Origin of the sequence: Thioalkalivibrio sp. XN279, assembly GCF_011089885.1 — a bacterium.
Taxonomy (GTDB): domain Bacteria; phylum Pseudomonadota; class Gammaproteobacteria; order Steroidobacterales; family XN24; genus XN24.
This window is the reverse complement of sequence record NZ_JAANBD010000027.1, coordinates 308959-327819: the sequence shown is the minus strand read 5'-3', so window position 1 is coordinate 327819 and position 18861 is coordinate 308959. Positions and strand designations below refer to the sequence as shown.

Sequence of the window (18861 nt, the reverse complement as noted above, 5' to 3'; positions counted from 1 at the left end):
GCGAAAAATCAAACCGCGGCGGCGCCGCGCCTTGACAGTTCCACGGGGCACAGGGAGAATTTCGGGCCCTCCCGGGAACGCGCGCGGCCAGGCGCGAATCAGGGGCTACGTAGCTCAGTCGGTCAGAGCGCGGCACTCATAATGCTGAGGTCGGTGGTTCGAGCCCACCCGTAGCCACCAACTCATGCCCAGCGGGGCGGGGCCTATGCCCTGCAAGCGGAGGAACACATGCTCGACCCAGCCGTGCCTGCTCCAGATCGCTACGCGCTCATCAGCGCGCTGCTGATCCTGCACGAGGAGGCGCCGGGGCTGGACGAGTTCAACGTCGGCCTGCGTGCGGCCGAGCTTGCCGAGGAGCTCACCGACAGCCGCGCCGGCTACCTGCACGTGGTGGAAGAGGGCGGCGGCATCCGTCTCGCCGCCTGGACGGGGCGCACCCTGGCCCGCTGCGGCATCCAGTCCGAAAGCCACTATTCGCTCGACCGTGCCGGTATCTGGGCCGATTGCGTGCGCCGCGGCGAGCCGGTGGTGCACAACGAGCTGTCCGCAGAAGACTATCGACGCGGCCTGCCCGAGGGCCATACGCCGCTGACCCGGCATCTCGCCGTGCCGGTGATGGAGCAGGGCCGGCCGGTGATGGTGCTCGGCGTCGGCAACAAGCCCACCCCCTACGGCGAGCGTGACGTGGAGGAAGTGCGGCTGCTGGCGGAAAGCGCCTGGGGCCTGCTCCGGCGCAAGGCCCATGAAGAGCGCGAAGCGCGGCACCTGCAATTCCTCGAAGAAAACATGGTCGCGACCATCGAGGTGGTGAACACCATCGTCTCGATGCGCGATCCTTACACCGCCGGGCATGAGCGCCGGGTCTCGCATCTCGCGCATGCCATCGCGGCGGAAATGGGGCTCGGCGAGGAGATCCAGGACCGGGTGCGCGTGGCGGCGCTGGTGCATGACGTCGGCAAGCTGGCCTTGCCCGCCGAAGTGCTGTCCAAGCCGAGCCGGCTGACGCCGATGGAAATGGAGATCGTGCGCACACACAGTCGCCAGGGCGCCCAGATACTCGGCAAGAGCAATTTCTCCTGGCCGCTGGCGGACATCGTGTTGCAGCACCACGAGCGCTATGACGGTTCGGGCTATCCCGACGGCCTGCGCGGCGACGGCATCCTGCTCGAGGCGCGCATCATCGCCGTGGCGGACGTGGTGGAGGCCATGAGCAGCCAGCGTCCGCATCGTCCGCCGCGACCGCTGGCTGCGGCGCTCGAGGAGATCGAGGCCGGCGCCGGCACGCGCTACGACCCGCGCGTCGCGCAGGCCTGCCTGAAGTTGTTCCGCGAGCAGGGTTACGCGCTGCCCTGAGGCTCCGCCGCCGGCGCGGCGCGCTTGCGGCCGACCAGCAGGTGATACAGCGCCGGGATCACGACCAGCGTCAGCAGGGTCGACGCCAGCAAGCCCGAAATGATCGCCCACGCCAGCGGCGGCCACAGCGTGGAGCGCGTGAAGGTCAGGGGCAGCAGGCCGGCGATGGTGGTGGCGGTGGTCATGAGGATCGGTCGCGTGCGGCGCGCCACGGCGGCAATCACGGCCTCGGCTGAATCCGCGTACTCCAGTTCCAGCCGCTTCACCAGGTCGATGAGCACGATGGCGTTGTTCACCACGATGCCGACCAGCGCCACCACGCCGAGGATCGCCGTGAAGCTGAAGGGCTGGTTGGAGAGCAGCAGGCCCGGCGTCACGCCGACCACCGCCAGCGGCACCGTGACCAGCACGATCAGCATCAGCCGGAAGGAATTGAACTGGTGGAGCAGGAACACCAGCAGCATCAGCACGCCGAGCGGCAGCGTATGGAACAGCGCCGAGTTGGCCTCGCCCGCTTCCTCCGCGGCGCCGCCGTAGACGATGCGCACTCCCGGCGGCAGCGCCAGCGCCGCCAGGCGCGGCTCGAAATCCGTCAGCACCTGGTCGTAGGTATAGCCCTCGGCCGTCTCCGCGAGCACGGCGGTCATGCGTTGCATGTCCCACTGCCGGATCACGGCCGGCTTCCATTCCAGGCTGGTGCGGGCCACGTGTCCGAGCGGCACCGAGCCGCCCTGCGGCAGGGGCAGGGGCAGGCCTTCGATGCCCTCGACCGGGAAGTCGCGGCCCTCCGGCGCCCGGATGAGCATCGGCAACGGCTCGCGGCGGACGCGCCAGGTCGAGAACTCGGTGCCGAGGGTGGCGCCCGCGAGGGCGCGCGCGACGTCGCTGCGTGAGAGTCCGAGGCGTGCCGCCGCCGCATCGTCGATGTCGAGGCGCACCGTCGGCAGGCCCGTGCCGAGGGTATGACGCACGTCCATGGCGCCGGGCGTGGCGCGCAGCAGGCGCATGATGTCCTCGGCCGCGGCCACGAGGGTCTCCGGCTCCTCCGCGAATACCCGGATCTCGACCGGCGCATCGAGCGGCGGGCCCTGGCCAAGGCGGCTGGCGGTCACGTGCGCATCCGGCAGGCGCGCCTGGGCGTAGTCGCGCACCCAGTGCATGAGCTGGGGCAGGTCACGCTCGCTCCGGGTGATGGCGACAATGCGCCCGAGGTGCGGCGAGTTGGGGATCTTCACCAGGTTGTAGTAGAAGCGCGGGCCGCTGGCGCCGGCGAAAACGTGCACGTCCGTGACGGCCGGCTGGGTCGCCAGCTGGTCCGCCAGGGCGCTGGCCTGCAGGGCGGTGTGCTCGAGTTCCGTGCCCTCGGGAAAACGCAGGTCGACAATGAGCTGGTTGCGATCCGTGCTGGGAAAGAAGTCGCGCGGCAGCATGCCGCTCAGGGCCGCGCCGCCGGCGACCAGCAGGGCGGCCACGGTGACCACGGTCCAGGGACGGCGCACCGCGAGACGGCCCAGCGCAGCGCCCAGCGACTGGATGCGTCCGCCGGAGCCGCCGCTGCGCGGCTTCAGCGTCAGCGTGGCCATCACCGGCGTGGCGAACACCGCGTACAGGTAGCTCACCACCAGCGTCAACATCACCAGGATCGGAATTCCGCGCGTGAAATCGGCGGTGTTGCCCTGCGACAGGAGCAGCGGCAGGAACGCGGCCAACGTCGTGCCGGTGGCTGCTGCGAGCGGGCCGGACAGCTCGCGCACGGACATGATGGCGGCCTCGCGCCGTCCGCGGCCCTGGTCGAGGTGCCATTGCAGGTTCTCGACCATGACGATGGCGTTGTCTACCAGCATGCCGAGCGCGATCACCAGCCCGGCCACGGCGATCTGGTGCAGCACGCCGCCGCCCATGGCGTACAGGGCCAGCGAGGACAGCGTCACCAGTGGCAGCAGGCCCGCCACCGTCAGGCCGAGGCGCGGACCCATGAAGGCGAGCAGGACGAACACCACGACCACCACGCCCATGAGCAGCGAGCGCGCCAGCTCGGCGAGCCGGTCCTCCACCCACTGCGGCTGGTAGAACATCTCGTCGATCTCCAGCGGGGCGTAGTCCGCGCGCACTTCGTCCACCACCGCGCGCACGCTTGCGCCGAACCGCACCGCGTTGAGGCGGTTCTCGGGAATGACGATCCCCAGGCCCACGGCCGGCCGACCGTTGAACCACATGCGCTCGGTCGGCGGCTCCGCGGGTTCGAGCACGATGTTCGCCACCTCGCCCAGCGGCACCAGGTCGCCGGAGGGCAGTTGCACCGGTGTCGCCGCGAGCTCTTCCAGGCTGCTGAAGTCGGCGCGTGGCCGCAGCACGAACGAGCGGCCATCGCGGCTCAGGACCCCGCCCGGCATGGTCACGTTGCGCGCCGCCAGCTGGGCGCCCAGGGTCTGCGCGTCCAGCCCCCAGGCCTGGGCGGCCGCCGGGTCGATGTTAAGCACGAGTTGCTCGCCGGGATCGGCAAGCAGCTCGATGCGGGCGATGTCAGGCACGCGAAACAGGTCGCGACGCAGGGCCCGCGCCGTCTCGGTGAGCTCCAGCAGGTCCTCGGACCCGGTCACCACCAGCACGATGCCTTCCGTGTCCATCATGCGGTCGAACAGTTCCGCCCGCCCCGCACCCGGCGGGAACTTGCGCTCTGCGCGCTCGATGGCCACGCGTACCCGCTGCCACACCTCGTCCGTGTCATACACGTGCTGGTGCATGCCGACGATGATCTGCGCGAAGCCCAGGCGCGCCGTGCCGCGCAGCTCGTTCACCTCGTCGACCTGGGCGATTTCCTCCTGCAGCGGGTTGAGCACCAGGCGTTCTACCTGGTCGGCGTCGGCGCCGGGCCAGCTCACCAGCACCTGGGCGTAGCGATAGGGGAAGAACGGGTCCTCCTGCCGGTTCATGCCCAGCCACGACGCCAGGCCGATCAGCGACAGCGTCACGACGATGGCGAGCACCAGGCGGCGGCGCTCGATGCTGGCGAGGATCAGGTTCAGGGCAGGACCCTCAGCAGGTCGCCGTCGAGCAGCTGCTGGTGGCCGGCGACGACGACCTGGTCGCCGGCGGCCAGCTCACCGCGCACTTCGACTCGAGCCCCGAGCGGTCGGCCCACCTGCACCGGGGTGAGGACGGCGCGGCCGTCGCGCACGCGATAGACACGGGTACGCCCGGTGCCGGGGTCGACCACGGCACTCAAGGGCACGCTCAATGCAGGTTCCGCCGCAAGCGCGAGACTGACCTGCACAGAGAGTCCAGGGATCCACTGCGCGGCGGCCGCCGCAGCGGGGTCCAGCTCCAGCACCGCCGGCGCCAGCCGTCCGTCGCGCGCGACGCCCAGCTCCCGCACAGTGGCATCGACTTCACCGCCCGAGGCCAGCGCCCTGACCCGCGCCGGCATTCCGGCGGTGAGTGCGGCCGACAGGCCTTCGGGCAACTTCACTTCGACTTCCAGCGCGCCCGAGCCGGAGAGCACCAGCACCGGCTGCCCGGGCTGCACGAAATCGCCCGGCTCGACCAGCAGGTCGCCGACCACGGCGTCGAAGGGTGCGCGCAAGGTCGCTTCGCCGAGCTGCTCACGGGCCTCCGCGACACCGGCGACAGCCTGCTCGCGCGCCGCGCGGGTCGAGTTGCGCGCCGCCAGCGCCCGGTCGAGCTGGTCGTCAGAAGCCAGCCCGCGCTGGCTCAGTTCCAGCATGCGCTGGTACTCGGCCTCCAGCTGCACCAGGCGCTCGTCGAGCTCACGCACCCGCGCCTGCGCCGCGCTCAACGCCGGGGCCAGCGCCGGGTTGGTGAGCGTGGCGAGCGGCTGTCCGGCGCTGACGCGGTCGCCGCGCGCCACCAGGCGTTCGGCGAGGTAGCCGGGTTGCAGGAAGGCGGGTTGAGCCCGTTGCGTGGCCCGCAGCACGCCCGGCAGGCGCAGGCTGCGGCCGCCCTCGACGCGTTCGACGCTGGCCACGCGCACCGCGCTGCGATGTTCCGCCGTGCTCGCCACGCCCGGGGCGTCTTTAGCTGGGTCGCAGGCCGTGAGCAGGCCGCCCAGCAAGAGCGCCGACACCGCTATGAAGGCGTGGCGACGGCGCGCGGCGGCCGCGTTCACGCGTCCTCCTCCGCCGGGCGCGGCAACAGGCCTTCCATGACGATCTTGAGAAAGTCGTCCAGGAATTCGGCGTCGCTGCCCACGCCGGGCCATTGCGAGTGGTGTGCCCGGGCCTGGAACCAGTGCGTGCAGCCGTTGACGAACATGGTCACCACGTGGCTCGGGTTGACGTCGGCGCGCAGCAGGCCGCCCTGCTGCGCCTGGCGCACGCGCTCTGCGCCCAGGCGCACCAGTTCCGCGTCCAGCTGGCCGCAGCTCTGGTCGGCGTCGAGATGGGTCCAGGCGAACAGCCGCACCACTTCCGGGTTGTGCTGCAGGAAATGGAAATAGCGGGCGATGCTGTCGCGCAACAGCTCGGCATCCGGCGCCTCGGCAGCCTTCAGCTGCGCCACCTGGCCTTCGGCGTAGGCCGCGATGGCCTGTTCCTTGACCAGCTCCCAGAGGGCTTCCTTGCTGCCGAAATGGTGGTGGATGAGACTCTTGGTGACGCCGGATTCATGCGCCAGGTCGCGCATGCTGACGGCGGCGAAGCCCTTGCGCACGAACAGCTTGTGCGCGGCCTCGAGGATGCGTTCCCGGGTGAGGTCGGGGTCCCGGGTGCCCGCGGAGGTGTTCATGGCGAAACGATAGTATTAACTGGCCGACCGGTCAATACGATTTCTACGCCCGACCCTGGGCGCTGTCGCGGGCTCCCTGGGCCGTCAGCGGGTTCAGTCCTGGCGCGGCGAGAAGTCCTGGGCGAAGGGATTGCCTGCGGCCGGTGCGATGCGGATGAAGCCGTGGCCGGCCACGAGGTGGCAGGCATTGCAGGACTTGAGCAGCTTGGCGAAGCGGGCGTCGGTGTCAGGCCAGTCGCCGGCCTTCACGGCTTCTTCCAGGGATTCGACGCTCGGCAGCAGCATCTCGCGCGTCAGTGCGGCGATGGGATAGCCGTCGTATTCGGCCACTTCCGCGATGATGCCCTCCGCGGCCTCCTCGAGCTCATGCAGGTAGAAATAGGCCAGCTCGCCGTTGCGCGCCGCGACCGAGAGTTGCAGCTTGTGGGCATGGGTTTGCAGGATGTGCATCCGCGCGGCGAGGCCGCCGTCGGCCCAGGCGGGCGCGGAGACGGCGAACACGAGGAGGGCGCCCAGCAGGGAACCGCCCAACAGGCGCATGAATCGAGGCTGCATCCGGAATCTCCTTGAACTCGTTCGAGTGGCAATGTCTGACTGAGAATCATTTGCGAGAAGTACCTATGCACACGACTGCTGCGGCGCACCTATACTGGTCTCCAGCCCTTGTGCAGCAGCCGCCGGCTGTGGTTTCGCTGCCAGAGTAACGACAGGATTCCGTCATGACCAGTTCCAGCGAATTCATCCTCAGCGACCTGCCGGATGGGTTCTGCGGCGTCGTGGCGCGCGTGACCGGCGGCCGCGACCTGGCCGCGCGGCTCGCGGCCATGGGACTCACCGCGGGGACCGAGATCGTTGTGCTGCAGAACCGGGGTTTCGGGCCCATGCTGGCGCGGGTGCGGGACACGCGCATCGCGCTGGGGCGCAGCCAGGCCGGCCTGGTGACCGTGTATGAATGCCCATCCGCAAGCGCTTGACCCGCTGCAGGCGGCGTCGCCGCGAGCCTTGCCCCGGCGCCTCGTGATCGGGCTCGCCGGGCAGCCGAACGTCGGCAAGTCCACGGTTTTCAGCATCCTCACCGGGCTCACTGCCGAGGTCGGCAACTGGCCCGGGCGCACGGTGGAACGGCGCGAGGGCTCGGCGCGCATCGCGGGCCGCGAGTTTCACGTGGTCGACCTGCCGGGCACTTACAGCCTCACCTCCAATTCCGAGGAGGAGCGCATCGCGCGCGAGTTCATCCTCGGCGAGCGCCCCGACGTCATCATCATGCTGGCGGACGCGGCCGCGCTGGAGCGCAATCTCTACCTGCTGGCTGAGCTGCTCCTCCTGCCCATCCCGGTGGTGCTCGGCGTGAACATGGTGGACGTGGCGCGGCGCGAAGGCGTCGAGTTCGATGCGCACGTGCTCGAGGCGGCGCTGGGCTTGCCGGTCGTGCCCATGGTGGCGAGTCGTAACCAGGGCGTGGCGGAATTGCTCGAGGCCGCGGCCGCGGTGGCCGACGGGCGGCGCGAGTATGCGCCCGACCGCCCGGAGATCGCCCCGGCGCACCAGGAGGTGTATGAGCAGGTGCGGGGGCTGGTGGCAGGCGCTGTCCCGCAGGGCATCCCGGAGCGCTGGGCGGCGCTGAAGCTGCTCGAGGGCGACCGTGAAGTCACCGAGAACGCCCCGGGCTGGCTGGCTCCGGAGGCCTGGGCGGGGGTGCAGGAGCTTTTGCGCGCGCACGAAGACGCCGTCCTCGACGTGGCCGGCGCGCGCTACGAGTGGATCGGGCGCATGGTGCGGGCGGCAGTGCGGCGGCCGAAACTCGGCCAGGTCAGCTTCACCGACCGTTTCGACCGCATCGCCACGCATCCGGGCTGGGGCCTGGCCCTGTTGCTGGCCGTTTTCGGCCTGGTTTTCTGGGTCACCTTCTCGGTGGCCGGTCCGCTGCAGGGCTGGCTGGAAGAGGCCGTGGTGGCGCGGGCCGCCGCCGGGCTCGGCGCCGTGCTGGGCGGCGCGCCGGCCTGGGTTCAGGGCCTGGTTATCGACGGCCTGCTCGCAGGGGCGGGCATCGTGGTCACTTTCGTGCCGATCCTGTTCGTGTTCTACCTTGCGCTCGGCTTTCTCGAGGACACCGGCTACCAGAGCCGCATGGCCTACGTCATGGATCGCTTCATGCACCGCATCGGGCTGCACGGCAAGAGCTTCCTGCCGCTGTTCCTCGGCTTCGGCTGCAACGTGCCGGCGGTGATGGGCAGCCGGGTGATCGAGTCACGGCCGGCGCGGCTGCTCACCATCATGCTGACGCCCTTCGTGCCGTGCAGCGCGCGCCTGGTGGTACTGGCGTTCCTGGTGCCGCTGTTCTTCCCCGGCTCGCCTACGCTGGTGGCCTGGGGCCTGGTGGTGGGTAACCTGGCGGTGCTGGTCCTGGTCGGCGTGGTGCTGGATCGCTTCGTGTTCCGGCGCGAGCGCCTCGCGTTCGTCATGGAGATGCCCCTCTACCACGTGCCCAACCCGCGCACCATCCTGGTGTTCGCGGCCACCAACGTGTGGACCTTCGTCAAGCGTGCCGCCACGGTGATCGTGGTGGTGTCGATGGTGATCTGGGTGCTGGTGAGTTACCCGGGCGACGCGGTGGACGACAGCTACCTGGCGATGTTCGGGCGGGCGCTGGAACCGGCCGGCAGCGTGCTCGGCCTCGACTGGCGCCTGATCGTCGCCACCCTGTCCTCCTTCGTCGCCAAGGAGAACTCCATCGCCGCGCTGGGCATCATCTTCGGCAGTGACGGCGGGACCCTGGGCGAGACGCTGGCGCTGATGATCACGCCTGCAGCGGCGCTGTCCTTCCTGGTGGTGAACATGCTGTTCGTGCCCTGCGTCGCCACCGTGGCCGCCATCCGCGTGGAAACCCGCAGCTGGGGCTGGACGCTGGCGAGCACCGCGCTGATGCTCGGCTCGGCCCTGTTCTTCGGGCTGCTGGTGTATCGCGGCGCCCTGCTGCTCGGGCTGGGGGGCGGTGGTGCTTAAGCGCGTGCTGCAGACCATCGCCGCAGGGCGCGTCGGCAGCACGGCGGAGCTGGCCGCGGCACTGGACACGTCGCCGGCGATGGTCGAGGCGATGGTGGAGCAGCTGGCGCGCAGCGGCATGCTGGAGCGGGTCGGGGAATGCGGTGATGCCTGCGCGGGCTGCCCCGTGGAGAGCTGTGGCGCCGGCGTCAAGGGCAGCGCCTGGATGCTGACGGCGGCCGGGCGACGCTACGCGGCGCACTGATGCGGGCGAGCTGGATTGCCTTGCTGTGCTGGACGGTGCCGACCCTCGCGGTCGTCATCACCTACGCCATTTCCGCCGCTACCGGCCAGGTGCCGACCTGTTTCCCGTTTGTCGAGGGCTGCACGTCGATCAGCGGCGCGGCGCGGCGCGACCCGTCGATCCACCTGTTCCGCGCCATGATGCTGCCGACCGCGAGTGTCATGGTGGCGTACTGGATCCTGGCGCGGGCCTGGCTGGACCAGCTGGGCGAGCACGGCCGCAGCCGCAACTGGATCGCCGGCCTCGGCATCGTCGGCGCGCTGTTCCTCGTCCTGTACGTGGTGTTTCTCGGCACCGACGGACAGGCCTACGAGCTCATGCGGCGCTACGGCGTGACGGTGTACTTCGCTTTTACGGCCCTGGCCCAGCTGCTGCTGTCCGCCCGCCTGCGCCGGCTGCCCGCACCCGCGCAAGGCCGCATCGGTGTCGGCCTGGTCCGGGCCAAGGTCGGTTTCGGCGCGGCGATGCTCATGCTCGGGCTGGTCAACGTGCCCGCCAAGAACTTCTTCCCCGAGCTGCCCGTGGACAACATGGCGGCCTGGAATTTCGCCCTGCTCATGCACGGCTACTTCGGCCTCACCGCGCTTGCCTGGGGCCGCACCGGTTACCACATCAGCGCAGGGCTGCCACCAGTACGCTGAGATCCGGGTCTTCCCGCGTGTCCACGGGGACGCGGTAGCGCGACTCGAGCGGTCCGGTCTCTGCGGGGCGTGCCAGCTGTGCCTCCAGCACCTCAGTGCCGGCGTCCGAAGGGTCGCCGCGCCTTGCAGCGACGCGCGCGCGCAATATCTCGGCCGGCGCGTCGCAGTGGAGCAGGACGGGGCGGGCGCCCGCGTCCAGCCCAAGCTGGAGAAAGGCTTCGCGCCGCTCGCTCTCGAGAAACGCCGCGTCCACCACGATGTTCCATCCAGCAGCGAGCGCCGTGCGCGCCACGGCCTCGAGCCGTGCGTAGGTTTGCGCGGAGGCGGCCGCATCATACAGCCCCGTCCCGACTGCCGCCGCGGCGGAGCTGTGCGGATCGAGTCCGTGCAGGCGCTTGCGCTCGAGGTCCGAGCGCACCACGACCGCAGGCAGGCGCGGGGCCAGGCGCTGCGCCAGGCGGCTCTTGCCGGAGCCGGAGTAGCCGTACATGAGCAGCAGGCGCGGGGCGCCTGGCGCGGCATGAGCAGCGGCCAGGTCGATATGGCGCGCCTGGCGTTCCGCCAGCTGTTGTATTTCCTCCTCGCCGAGGCCCGCCTGCGTGCGCCGGATGCCGTCGATCTTGGCGCGCACCAGGTGGCGGTAGACCAGGTACCAGCGCAGCACGCCGAGTCCCTCGTAGTCGCCGCTCGCCTGCAGCCAGGCGTCGTAGAAGCGCCAGCCGAGGTCGGGCCGTCCGCGCGATTCCAGGTCCATGAGCAGGAACGCCACTTCGCTCTGCAGGTCGATCCAGCGCAACGCCGGGTCGAACTCGATGCCGTCGAAAGCCACGATGCGACCGTCGAGCATGACGAGGTTGCCGAGGTGCAGGTCGCCGTGGCCTTCGCGCACGAACCCCCCGGCGAGGCGCGCCTCGAACGCCGTGGCCCGGGCGACCGCCTGCGCGCCGGTCCAGTGCTCCAGTTGCTCGAGCCTATTCGCCGTCTCTGCGGGTAGCCCCTGCCGCGACATGGCCTCGAAGTTGGCGCGGGCAGGGCGCGCCACTGCCGTCGCAGTGCCCAGCGCCCCGTCGGCGGGTGCCGGGGACAATGCCTGCTGGAACTTTGCCAGCGCGCGCGCGAAGGGCTCGAGTGCGGCTTCATCCAGCCGCCCGGCCGCCAGCAGCCGGTCCAGCCGGGCCTCGTGCGGGAAGCGCCGCATGCGCACGGCCGGCTCGGCGCCCTCGCGCCACGGCACCACGCGCCATCCCTCGGCCGTGGACACGGCCCCGGCCAGGTCGAGGTAAATGTCCGGCGCGAGGCGGCCGTTGAGGCGCAGTTCCTCGCGGCAGTAATGCAGCCGTCGTGCGGGGTCGCGGAAATCGAGGAAGCCCAGGTCCAGCGGTTTCTTGAACTTGTAGGCGTAGTCGCCGGCCAGGAAGACCCAGGAGATGTGCGTCTCTGCAAGTTCGACTTCCTGCACGCCGCCGGGATAGGCGGCCGGCTGCAGCAATCCCGCGACCATCGTCCCCTCAGTAGTGATAACGCACCCTCACCCAGGCGTTGGTGTTGTCTTCGAGCTGGCCGAAGAAAGTGTGGTCGTCGCTGCCGCCGAACAGGTTCAGGCCGCCGGCGAACAGCCACTGGTCGTCCCGTCGCCATGACACCGAGGGGCGCAGGTAGTAATCATTCTCGGTGGGCGAGACGAACACGAAAACCGAGGTCGTGAGCGTGTCCTGCAGCGCGCGGTGCGTGACGCGCGCCGTGGCGACGGTGCGCCAGCGCTCGCGCTCATGTTCCGGGTCGGGCGAGTTGGCGAGCAGGCGATCGTGGTGCTGGATGCGTTCGGCGTAGAACTGCGTGCCGAGCGTCAGGTTGCGCACCAGCTCCTGCTCGTAGCCGAGCAGGACACGCAGCTCCGAGTTCGGCGTCGCGGGGTCGTCGCCGTCACGGTCGTCGCGCGACTCGTACCAGGCGAACTCGGCGTTCAACAGGCCGCGGTAGAAGGGACGGCGCATGCTGGCGCCGATGCTGCGCAGGCGCGGGAAACGCGGCATGCCTTCGGCGTCCACGCCCAGCGGTTGCTTCCAGCGACCGACGTAGCCGTAGGCCGCGTACTCCACGGCCTCCACGGTGCGGAACAGCCGCAGCGCGAGCTCGCCGGTGTCGGGCCGGTCGGCGCGTCGCGCCGGCTGCGGCGCGATCACGGCGCCGGTCGCCGGGTTCCAGAAGGAGAAACGCTCGCCGTAGAGGTAATTGTCAGGACGGAAACGCGGCGTCCAGGCGAGGTCGAGGTTGACGAGGTCGGTGAAGATGCTGAAACGGGCAGTGTCGGACGGTAACTTGAGGTAATCCTCGTCGCGGCCTGCGAAGAAGGAAATGAAGTCCTTCGGGAACAGGTCGTTGAGGAACAGCAGGTCGCCGGTGCCCCAGGTCAGTACCTGCCGGCCGAGCTTGGCGTCGACGCTGGAGAAGGGACGGAAACTCAGCGCCAGCTCGCGCAGCTTCGGGTCGAGCGACTCGCGCACCTCGTCCCAGGCCAGGTCGCCCTTGAAGTCGACCTGGAAATCGCCGTGGTCGTAGCGTGTTTCGGCGCGGATGCGGAGTTCTCCCAGGGTGAGGCGGTCCAGCCCCGGGACACTCTGGTCGCGTGCGCCCAGCGCGCCTTCCACGAACCCGCTCCAGCGCAGGCCCTGGTCCTCCGTCGCCCAGGGATCTTCCCATTCCTCGTCGAAGCCGGCGAAGGGGTCGTCCTCCCGCTCGCCCCCGGACTCCGCCGCCCAGGCGGTTGCCGGCATGACGGCCAGCAGCGCCCAGGCGGCGGCGAAGGTCAGGGCCCTGGACACGGCCTCATTCTCCGCCGCGCCGCAGCCAGTCCGTCGGCGGGGTGCGCAGGTAGCGCTCGGAGAAGATGTCTGCCGGCAGGCCGACGTCGTACTCGGTGTAGCGGAACTCCATCAGCGTGGAGCCGCCGTCGAGCGGCTCGGACATGCGCGAGCGCGTCACCGTCGGATAGCCGCCGATCTCTTCCACGTCGAGCACTTCCATGAGGCGGTACACGCGATCGCGGCTGTCGTAGTACTCGGTCTTCATCGGCAGGAAGGTCTGGCGGTCGATGCGCGTGACGTAACGCGTGAACTCCACGCTGGCCGGGTCCTTCGGCGTGCTTTCCAGCACGTAGTGCTCGGCGGTGGTCTCGACCAGGCGGTGCTCGTCCTCGGCCGGGTTGCGGCCGGAGACATCCTCGTAGAAAAAGTGCGAGCCGACGAAACTGGTGCGCTTGTCGCCGGCGCTGATGCGACGCACCAGGTCGAGGCCGGGCAGGTACAGCCAGCGGTCGTCGTCGCGGTCGACATGCTTGGCGACGAGAAACACCGTGCCGCGCACGTCTGAAGGACGCGAGAAGAACACCATGAAGTCCTGGTCGCCGCCGTCGGCATGGTCCCGGCGCAGGATGGTGAACTGGCGCAGCTGCTTGCGGCCCTGGTTGTCCTCGATGGCCATGCGGGCCTCGCTGCGCCCGTCATCGCCGCCGTAATAGGCCGCCAGGTTGGCGCGCGCCACGATCTCGTCGACGTCGGTCAGCGGCTCGGCGGCAGCGCTATTGCCGAGCGCGAGGGCAAGCAGCGTGATGCTGGTAAGCAGGCGGGTTTTCATGACTCGTTTCTCCTTGGCTCAGGGCCTCAGGTTCAGCTCGCGGCCGGCGCACTGCGCCGCTCCACGAAGGGGCGCATGGCGGGCGGCAGCAGCACCAGCGTGACAACGGCCGACACGGCCATGATCGACGCCAGGAACACGCCGACGGTGATATAGGGTACCAGCGGCGCCAGGAGCAACGGCGTGAAGCCGACGGCGATCACGATGGCGTTGCGGCTGATGGCGCGTGCCGGCTCCTCGAACACTTCGGCCATGGCGGCGCGGAAGTCGCCCTGCTGCGCCAGCGCCTCGCGCGAGCGCTCGATGAAGTGGATGGCGAAGTCGATCGACAGGCCGAGCGTGAGCGCCGACAGCACCGCGATCGGCATGTCGTAGTCCTTGCCGACCCAGCCGATGAGGCCGTAGATGAAGGTGATGGTGATGGTCAGCGGCAGCATCGCCAGCAGCCCGTAGCCGATGGAGCGGAACAGCACCACCATCATGATCAGCACGGCGACGAAGGCGCCCGCCAGGCTGCCCACCATGCCTTTCACCATGGCGTCCTGCCACACCACGTTGAGATAGGTCTTGCCGGCCCACTGCAGGGCCATGCCTGCCGGGACCGGGTGCTCTTCCAGGTAGGCCTCGACGTGGCGCAACACGGCGGTCATGTCCTGGTTGTCGCCGCTGGTGAGCTGCAGCCACACCACGGCGCGGCTGAAGTCGGGCGCGACCATGTGCCACAGGTCCTGCGGCCGGTGCGAGGACTGGAACTGCAGCAGCGCCTGGGCCACGCCGGGGACGCTGTCCGGGATGCTGAAGTCGGCCGGGTCCCCGCCCCGCAGCTCGCGGTTCACGGTCTTCACCAGGTCCGGCAGGGCGTTGCTCTTGCCCACCAGCCCGCTGGCCGCGAGGTCGGCCTGCAGCGCCGCGACCCAGCGCAGCACCTCCGGCTGCTGGAAGTAGTTGGACTCGCTGGCCAGGGACTCGACGTCGCGCACCAGCGCATCGAGGGCGTCGAGCGCGTCGCCGTCGGCCTCGAACAGCCGGTCCTCGAGCGCCGAGATCACGGCGGTGAGGCGCTCGCCGTCCAGCGTCTCGCTGCTTGCCGGCGCGATCCCGCGCCAGAACTCCCGTACCTCGGCGGGCGCCGCCGCGAGCGTCTCGGCCACGCGCTGCTGCAGCAGCGCGCCGTCCGGCCGTTGCACGTGGTCGAGCACTATCCAGGCGTCGTAGGTGCCGGCGAAATGCTCGTTGAGCACCTGGTCCGCGACGCGGATGCGATGGTCCGCCTTGAACCAGCGCGTGGGGTTGTCGTTGATCTGGATCTGCGTGATGCCGGCGACGCTGATGGCGAACACCGCGGCGAAGCCGACCAGCACCAGCTTGCCGTGCTTGAGGGCCCCGTGGCCGCCGCGGCGCAGGACACGCGCCAGCAGGGAGTCGCCCTCGGTGGAATGAAGGGCGGCCTGCATCTTCTCCAGGCTGGCGGGCTTCATGCGCGACACCCAGGCCGGAATGAAGACGATGGTGAGCAGGAAGGCCAGCAGGATGCCGAAAGCGACGTAGGCGCCGAACACCTGCACCGGCGGGATCGGCGTGAGCGCCAGCGAAGCGAAGCCGACGGCCGAGGTCACCGAGGTGAACAGCATCGGCTTGAACAGGTGGCCGACCACCTCGCGGATGGTGTCGTTCTGGTGTCGTCCGGGCCGGTAGCGGTCGGCGAACTCGGACATGATGTGCACCGAGTCCACCACCGCGATCGGCATGAGGAAGATCGGGATCATGGAGCTCATGATGTGCACCGTGAAGCCCATGCCGATCAGCAGCCCCATGGTGGCGATGACCGTGACCATGGCGACGATCATCGGCGCCACGATCAACGGGATGCTGCGGAAGAAGAACCACAGCAGCAGGAAGATGGCGAGGCCGGCCAGGGGCGCGGAGATGCCCATCTGCACGAACATCTCGTAGCCGAAGGTGTCCTCGGCCACCGGAAGGCCGGTGATATGCCAGTCACCCGTGGCGCCGAACTCCGCCGACGCGGCTGCGGTGATGTCTGCAATTTCCTGCGACAGCCGGTGGCTTTCGTTCTTGTCGCGAATCGGCACGTAGATGGCCGCGGCCTTGCCGTCGCCGGAGGCCAGTGTGTCCTTGAGCAGCGGCAGGCGCTCCACGTGCGAGCGGATCGCAAGTGCGGCCTCGCGGGTCTCGGGCGGTGCGGGCATCAGCCATTCGAAGCGCACCGTGCCCGGACCGGCCTGGTCGATGTTGTCCGCCACCGAGAGGGCCATGAGGTCGCGCCCGACCACGCCCTCGAGCTCGAGGATCTGCTCGGTGGCGCGGTGCAGCGCGCCGAGCGCGGCCGGGTTGTAAATCCCGTCCGGGTGGTCGGGCTCAACGAGGCCGACGACGATGGCGTCGTGCAGCGCCATCTCTGCCTTGACCTCGTTGTGGAAGACCCGGTCGGCCTGCTCCGCCGGAAGCATGTTCTCCGGATCCGTGTCGATCTGTATGCGGGGGAGCTGCAGTCCCAGCACGACGGTCAGCAGCAGGGCGAAGACGTAGACCGCGCGCGGTCGATGCAGGGCCAGTTCCAGCAGTGCCTGTTTCAAGAGCGCTTCTCCATCATGGCTGCGGATGACGCAGGCCCCGGTCGGGCGTGTCGTCAAGTGCCAGGAATTGTAATTTAGCAAATGCTAATTTACAACCGTCCGCACCCGTGCCCAACATGGCAAACTGTGTCGCGGCAGGCGTTGACCTGAATCAAGCAGCCGCGTGTCCACGGGTGGCACCCTGCAAGCATAGTCGTCCCGGGCGAGTCCGCAGCCGGATGCGCCGGAGGAGGAGGATGATGAACGAGCGCGACCTCGAAACCGCAGTGCTGAGGGCCTTGTCGCAGGCCGCAGGTCCCATCGGCGATCGCCCGATCGACCCGGAGCGGCCGCTGGCCGAGCAGTTCGACCTCGACCTCGAGCGTTTTTTCAGCGCCCTGTGTCGCGAGACGGGCCTGGATATTCCCGCCTCGGACCGGTGCCTGCTGACCAGTTTCTCCGCTTGCATGGAGTACCTCGCGGGCGGGATGGAAGAGTGAGTCGGAGGGGCGGAGCGCGGATTGCCGTTGGCATTGCAGGTCCTTCGGAGATCGCGGTCCGCGCCGGAGCCGAGGTGGCCGAGCAGGGCGGTAACGCGGTGGATGCAGCCGTTGCCGCCACCGTGGCGGCCCTGGCCACGGAAATCGGCATTGTCGGTCTCGACGCCGGGGCCTTCGTTTCCGTCTGGCGACCTGGCGAACACCCCTGCGTGATCGATGGCGGTATCGCCATGCCGGGCCTCGGTCGCGCGCCGGAACGCTTCGGCGCCGCCGGGCGGCCCGTTACCCTCGATTACGGCGGCGGCATGCGGACCATTGTCGGCTACGGTGCAGTGGGCGTAGGCGGCGCGGTGGCAGCGCTCGGCGAGGTTGCGGGCGGCTGGGGCCGGCTGGAATGGCCGGACCTCCTGGCCCCGGCGGCGGCGCGGGCACGCCGGGGCTTTCCGCTCGGCGCCGCGTCGGGTACCTGGCTGCGCTACAGCCACCGCGAGATCTTCGGCTGGCAGCGCGAGAGCGGGGCAGTCATCCACGATGCCGCCGGGGAGTTACTCCCGGTCGGCGCCCCGATGCGGGTGCCCGGGCTGGCTGAGACCCTCGTGGAGCTCGGCCGCGAGGGCCCGGCGGCGTTCTACACCGGCCGCCTGGGCGCGGAGATTGCCGCTTGCGTCGACGCCGGCGGCGGCCTGATGGGCGCGGCGGACCGGCAGGCTTACCGCGTGGCGCGGCGCGAGCCTTTGCATTGCGCAGTGGACGACTGGGAAGTGGCCGTGCCGCCGCCGCCCGCCATCGGCGGTGCGGCCCTGGCAGCGATGCTGTCGCGCATGGGCGCCGAGCCCCGCGGCGAGTGGAACGCCGCCACCGTGGCGCAACTGGCCGCCGCGCAGCGGGACGTGTTCGAGCGCATGCAGGCGCTGTCCACGCACACCGGCCCGGAGGCGGACGCCGCGCTGGAGGCCCTGTTGCGCTGGGCCGCGTCCGGCGGCGGGACCACCGGTGGGTCGGCGCCCTCCACGGTGCACATCTCAGCGCTCGACGCAGACGGCCTGGCCTGCGCGGTGACCGCATCCTCCGGCTATGGCTCCGGCGTGCTGGTGCCGGGCAGGGGGATCTGGCTGAACAACTGCCTGGGCGAGCTTGAACTCAACCCGCAGGGCTTTCACGCGCTCGCGCCGGGGGCGCGCATGGGATCGAACATGTCGCCTGTCGTGGCGCGCAGCGCCGACGGCGCCATGCTGTCGCTGGGCAGCCCGGGCGCGGAGCGCATCACCACGGCGCTGCTGCAGGTGATGCTGAATTTCATGCGCGTAGGACACAGCCTGGAAGAGGCCCTGGCGGCGCCGCGACTGCATGTGGAGCGCGGCGCCGCGGGTTGGCAGGCTGCAGCGGAGCCGGGGCTGCCGGTGGCGGAAGTGCTGATCCCGGTGCGCGCCTTCGATGCGCTGTCGATGTTCTTCGGCGGCGCCGGCGCGGTGCTGCGCGCGGCGGACCGGTCGCTGGTTGCGGCCGCGGATCCCCGTCGGCAGGGTGCGGCGCTGGTGGTCCCGGACGCCTGACGGCGCAGGCAGCGTTTCAGCCTGCCAGGGCCAGCGTGGCCTGGGCCAGCAGCACGCCCAGCAGCGCACCCGCAGCCACGTCGCTGGGATAGTGCAGCCCGAGGATGACACGCGACATCGCGACCAGCACGGTGAAGGGCACCAGCAGCCAGCCCAGCGCGGGAAAAGTCCCCATCACGATCAGCGTGAAGGCGACCGCATGCAGCGTGTGCCCGGAAGGAAAGCTGTAGCGGTCCAGCGCGCGCGCCCCGGCCCGGATGCGGGGATTCAGGTTGCATGGCCGCTCGCGCACCAGGCGTTCCTTGAGCATGCGGTAGATGCACAGGCCGGCCACGCCCGCGGCCGCCATGTGCAGCGAGACGACGAGACCCGGAGTTCCATGGAGCAGCGGCAACGCGAGCATCAGCCCGTACCAGAACAGGCCGTCGCCCAGCCGGCTCACCGCCGCGAACAGCGCCAGCACCGCGCGACGTTCACAGCTGCGGTTGGCGCGCAGGCAAAAGCGCACCTCGGCATCCTCGAGTCGTGCCAGCCAGCCGATCGCAGTCGCCATGTCGTGTCCCGGTGGTTGCACCGGGT

Annotated in this window: 16 protein-coding genes and 1 tRNA gene; 8 read left to right on the top strand and 9 right to left on the bottom strand. The window is 69.9% G+C overall.

Annotation, left to right across the window (positions count from 1 at the left end):
* The first annotated feature begins 103 nt into the window (after positions 1-103).
* Positions 104-180 (top strand) — tRNA-Met (locus tag G8346_RS08480).
* Between the two features lie 48 nt (positions 181-228).
* Complete coding sequence (locus G8346_RS08475; protein ID WP_166050172.1) at positions 229-1353, top strand: HD domain-containing phosphohydrolase; 1125 nt, start codon at positions 229-231, stop codon at positions 1351-1353.
* Here the strand turns inward: G8346_RS08475 and G8346_RS08470 are convergent.
* The 4 genes from G8346_RS08470 to G8346_RS08455 form a co-directional block, all read right to left on the bottom strand.
* Positions 1338-4358, bottom strand: coding sequence for an efflux RND transporter permease subunit (locus tag G8346_RS08470; RefSeq protein WP_370520587.1), 3021 nt, complete (start codon positions 4356-4358; stop codon positions 1338-1340). The two genes, G8346_RS08475 and G8346_RS08470, sit on opposite strands and share 16 nt — an antisense overlap.
* Positions 4359-4375: 17 nt before the next feature.
* A complete protein-coding gene (locus G8346_RS08465) occupies positions 4376-5479 on the bottom strand; it encodes an efflux RND transporter periplasmic adaptor subunit (RefSeq protein WP_166050170.1) in 1104 nt (367 codons plus the stop codon).
* A complete protein-coding gene (locus G8346_RS08460) occupies positions 5476-6096 on the bottom strand; it encodes a TetR/AcrR family transcriptional regulator (protein ID WP_166050168.1) in 621 nt (206 codons plus the stop codon). Before G8346_RS08460 ends, G8346_RS08465 begins: the two co-directional genes overlap by 4 nt.
* 93 nt (positions 6097-6189) lie before the next feature.
* Positions 6190-6651, bottom strand: a complete 462-nt coding sequence (locus G8346_RS08455) for a hypothetical protein (protein ID WP_166050166.1) — start codon at positions 6649-6651, stop codon at positions 6190-6192.
* Positions 6652-6815: 164 nt separating this feature from the next.
* Here G8346_RS08455 and G8346_RS08450 point away from each other — a divergent pair, with 164 nt between their 5' ends.
* From G8346_RS08450 to G8346_RS08435, 4 genes are read left to right on the top strand one after another with little or no spacing between them, the layout of a single operon-like run.
* The gene (locus G8346_RS08450; protein WP_166050164.1) at positions 6816-7070 is read left to right on the top strand and encodes a ferrous iron transport protein A; all 255 of its coding nucleotides are present in this window, start codon (positions 6816-6818) and stop codon (positions 7068-7070) included.
* Positions 7045-9099, top strand: coding sequence for a ferrous iron transport protein B (gene feoB / locus G8346_RS08445; RefSeq protein ID WP_166050162.1), 2055 nt, complete (start codon positions 7045-7047; stop codon positions 9097-9099). The genes G8346_RS08450 and feoB overlap by 26 nt, the downstream gene beginning before the upstream one ends.
* The gene (locus G8346_RS08440) at positions 9092-9343 is read left to right on the top strand and encodes a FeoC-like transcriptional regulator (protein ID WP_166050160.1); all 252 of its coding nucleotides are present in this window, start codon (positions 9092-9094) and stop codon (positions 9341-9343) included. The genes feoB and G8346_RS08440 overlap by 8 nt, the downstream gene beginning before the upstream one ends.
* Entirely contained in the window at positions 9343-10023 is a 681-nt protein-coding gene (locus tag G8346_RS08435) for a hypothetical protein (protein ID WP_166050157.1), read from the top strand. The genes G8346_RS08440 and G8346_RS08435 overlap by 1 nt, the downstream gene beginning before the upstream one ends.
* On the opposite strand, the gene G8346_RS08430 is transcribed toward G8346_RS08435, so the two are convergent.
* From G8346_RS08430 to G8346_RS08415, 4 genes are read right to left on the bottom strand one after another with little or no spacing between them, the layout of a single operon-like run.
* Positions 9995-11524 (bottom strand): bifunctional aminoglycoside phosphotransferase/ATP-binding protein, encoded by a 1530-nt coding sequence (locus G8346_RS08430; protein WP_166050155.1) that lies wholly within the window; start codon positions 11522-11524, stop codon positions 9995-9997. The genes G8346_RS08435 and G8346_RS08430 overlap by 29 nt on opposite strands.
* 7 nt (positions 11525-11531) lie before the next feature.
* On the bottom strand, positions 11532-12845 hold the full coding sequence (locus tag G8346_RS08425) for a hypothetical protein (RefSeq protein WP_166050153.1): 1314 nt from the start codon (positions 12843-12845) through the stop codon (positions 11532-11534).
* 4 nt (positions 12846-12849) lie between these two features.
* Positions 12850-13656, bottom strand: coding sequence for an outer membrane lipoprotein-sorting protein (locus G8346_RS08420; protein WP_166050151.1), 807 nt, complete (start codon positions 13654-13656; stop codon positions 12850-12852).
* 32 nt (positions 13657-13688) lie between these two features.
* Positions 13689-16250 (bottom strand): RND family transporter, encoded by a 2562-nt coding sequence (locus tag G8346_RS08415; RefSeq protein WP_166050149.1) that lies wholly within the window; start codon positions 16248-16250, stop codon positions 13689-13691.
* Between the two features lie 239 nt (positions 16251-16489).
* Here G8346_RS08415 and G8346_RS08410 point away from each other — a divergent pair, with 239 nt between their 5' ends.
* Both G8346_RS08410 and G8346_RS08405 read left to right on the top strand, forming a co-directional pair.
* Positions 16490-16729, top strand: a complete 240-nt coding sequence (locus G8346_RS08410; RefSeq protein WP_166050147.1) for a hypothetical protein — start codon at positions 16490-16492, stop codon at positions 16727-16729.
* A gap of 74 nt (positions 16730-16803) precedes the next feature.
* Complete coding sequence (locus G8346_RS08405; RefSeq protein ID WP_166050145.1) at positions 16804-18282, top strand: gamma-glutamyltransferase; 1479 nt, start codon at positions 16804-16806, stop codon at positions 18280-18282.
* Between the two features lie 16 nt (positions 18283-18298).
* Here G8346_RS08405 and G8346_RS08400 read toward each other — a convergent pair whose 3' ends face one another.
* The gene (locus tag G8346_RS08400; protein WP_166050143.1) at positions 18299-18835 is read right to left on the bottom strand and encodes a phosphatase PAP2 family protein; all 537 of its coding nucleotides are present in this window, start codon (positions 18833-18835) and stop codon (positions 18299-18301) included.
* Positions 18836-18861: the final 26 nt, after the last annotated feature.

Excerpts from the sequence above, each read along its gene's own strand:
- G8346_RS08475 (WP_166050172.1), top strand. The coding sequence starts at position 229 with ATGCTCGACCCAGCCGTGCCTGCTCCAGATCGCTACGCGCTCATCAGC.
- G8346_RS08460 (WP_166050168.1), bottom strand. The coding sequence starts at position 6,096 with ATGAACACCTCCGCGGGCACCCGGGACCCCGACCTCACCCGGGAACGC.
- G8346_RS08455 (WP_166050166.1), bottom strand. The coding sequence starts at position 6,651 with ATGCAGCCTCGATTCATGCGCCTGTTGGGCGGTTCCCTGCTGGGCGCC.
- G8346_RS08450 (WP_166050164.1), top strand. The coding sequence starts at position 6,816 with ATGACCAGTTCCAGCGAATTCATCCTCAGCGACCTGCCGGATGGGTTC.
- feoB (WP_166050162.1), top strand. The coding sequence starts at position 7,045 with ATGAATGCCCATCCGCAAGCGCTTGACCCGCTGCAGGCGGCGTCGCCG.
- G8346_RS08435 (WP_166050157.1), top strand. The coding sequence starts at position 9,343 with ATGCGGGCGAGCTGGATTGCCTTGCTGTGCTGGACGGTGCCGACCCTC.
- G8346_RS08430 (WP_166050155.1), bottom strand. The coding sequence starts at position 11,524 with ATGGTCGCGGGATTGCTGCAGCCGGCCGCCTATCCCGGCGGCGTGCAG.
- G8346_RS08420 (WP_166050151.1), bottom strand. The coding sequence starts at position 13,656 with ATGAAAACCCGCCTGCTTACCAGCATCACGCTGCTTGCCCTCGCGCTC.
- G8346_RS08410 (WP_166050147.1), top strand. The coding sequence starts at position 16,490 with ATGAACGAGCGCGACCTCGAAACCGCAGTGCTGAGGGCCTTGTCGCAG.
- G8346_RS08400 (WP_166050143.1), bottom strand. The coding sequence starts at position 18,835 with ATGGCGACTGCGATCGGCTGGCTGGCACGACTCGAGGATGCCGAGGTG.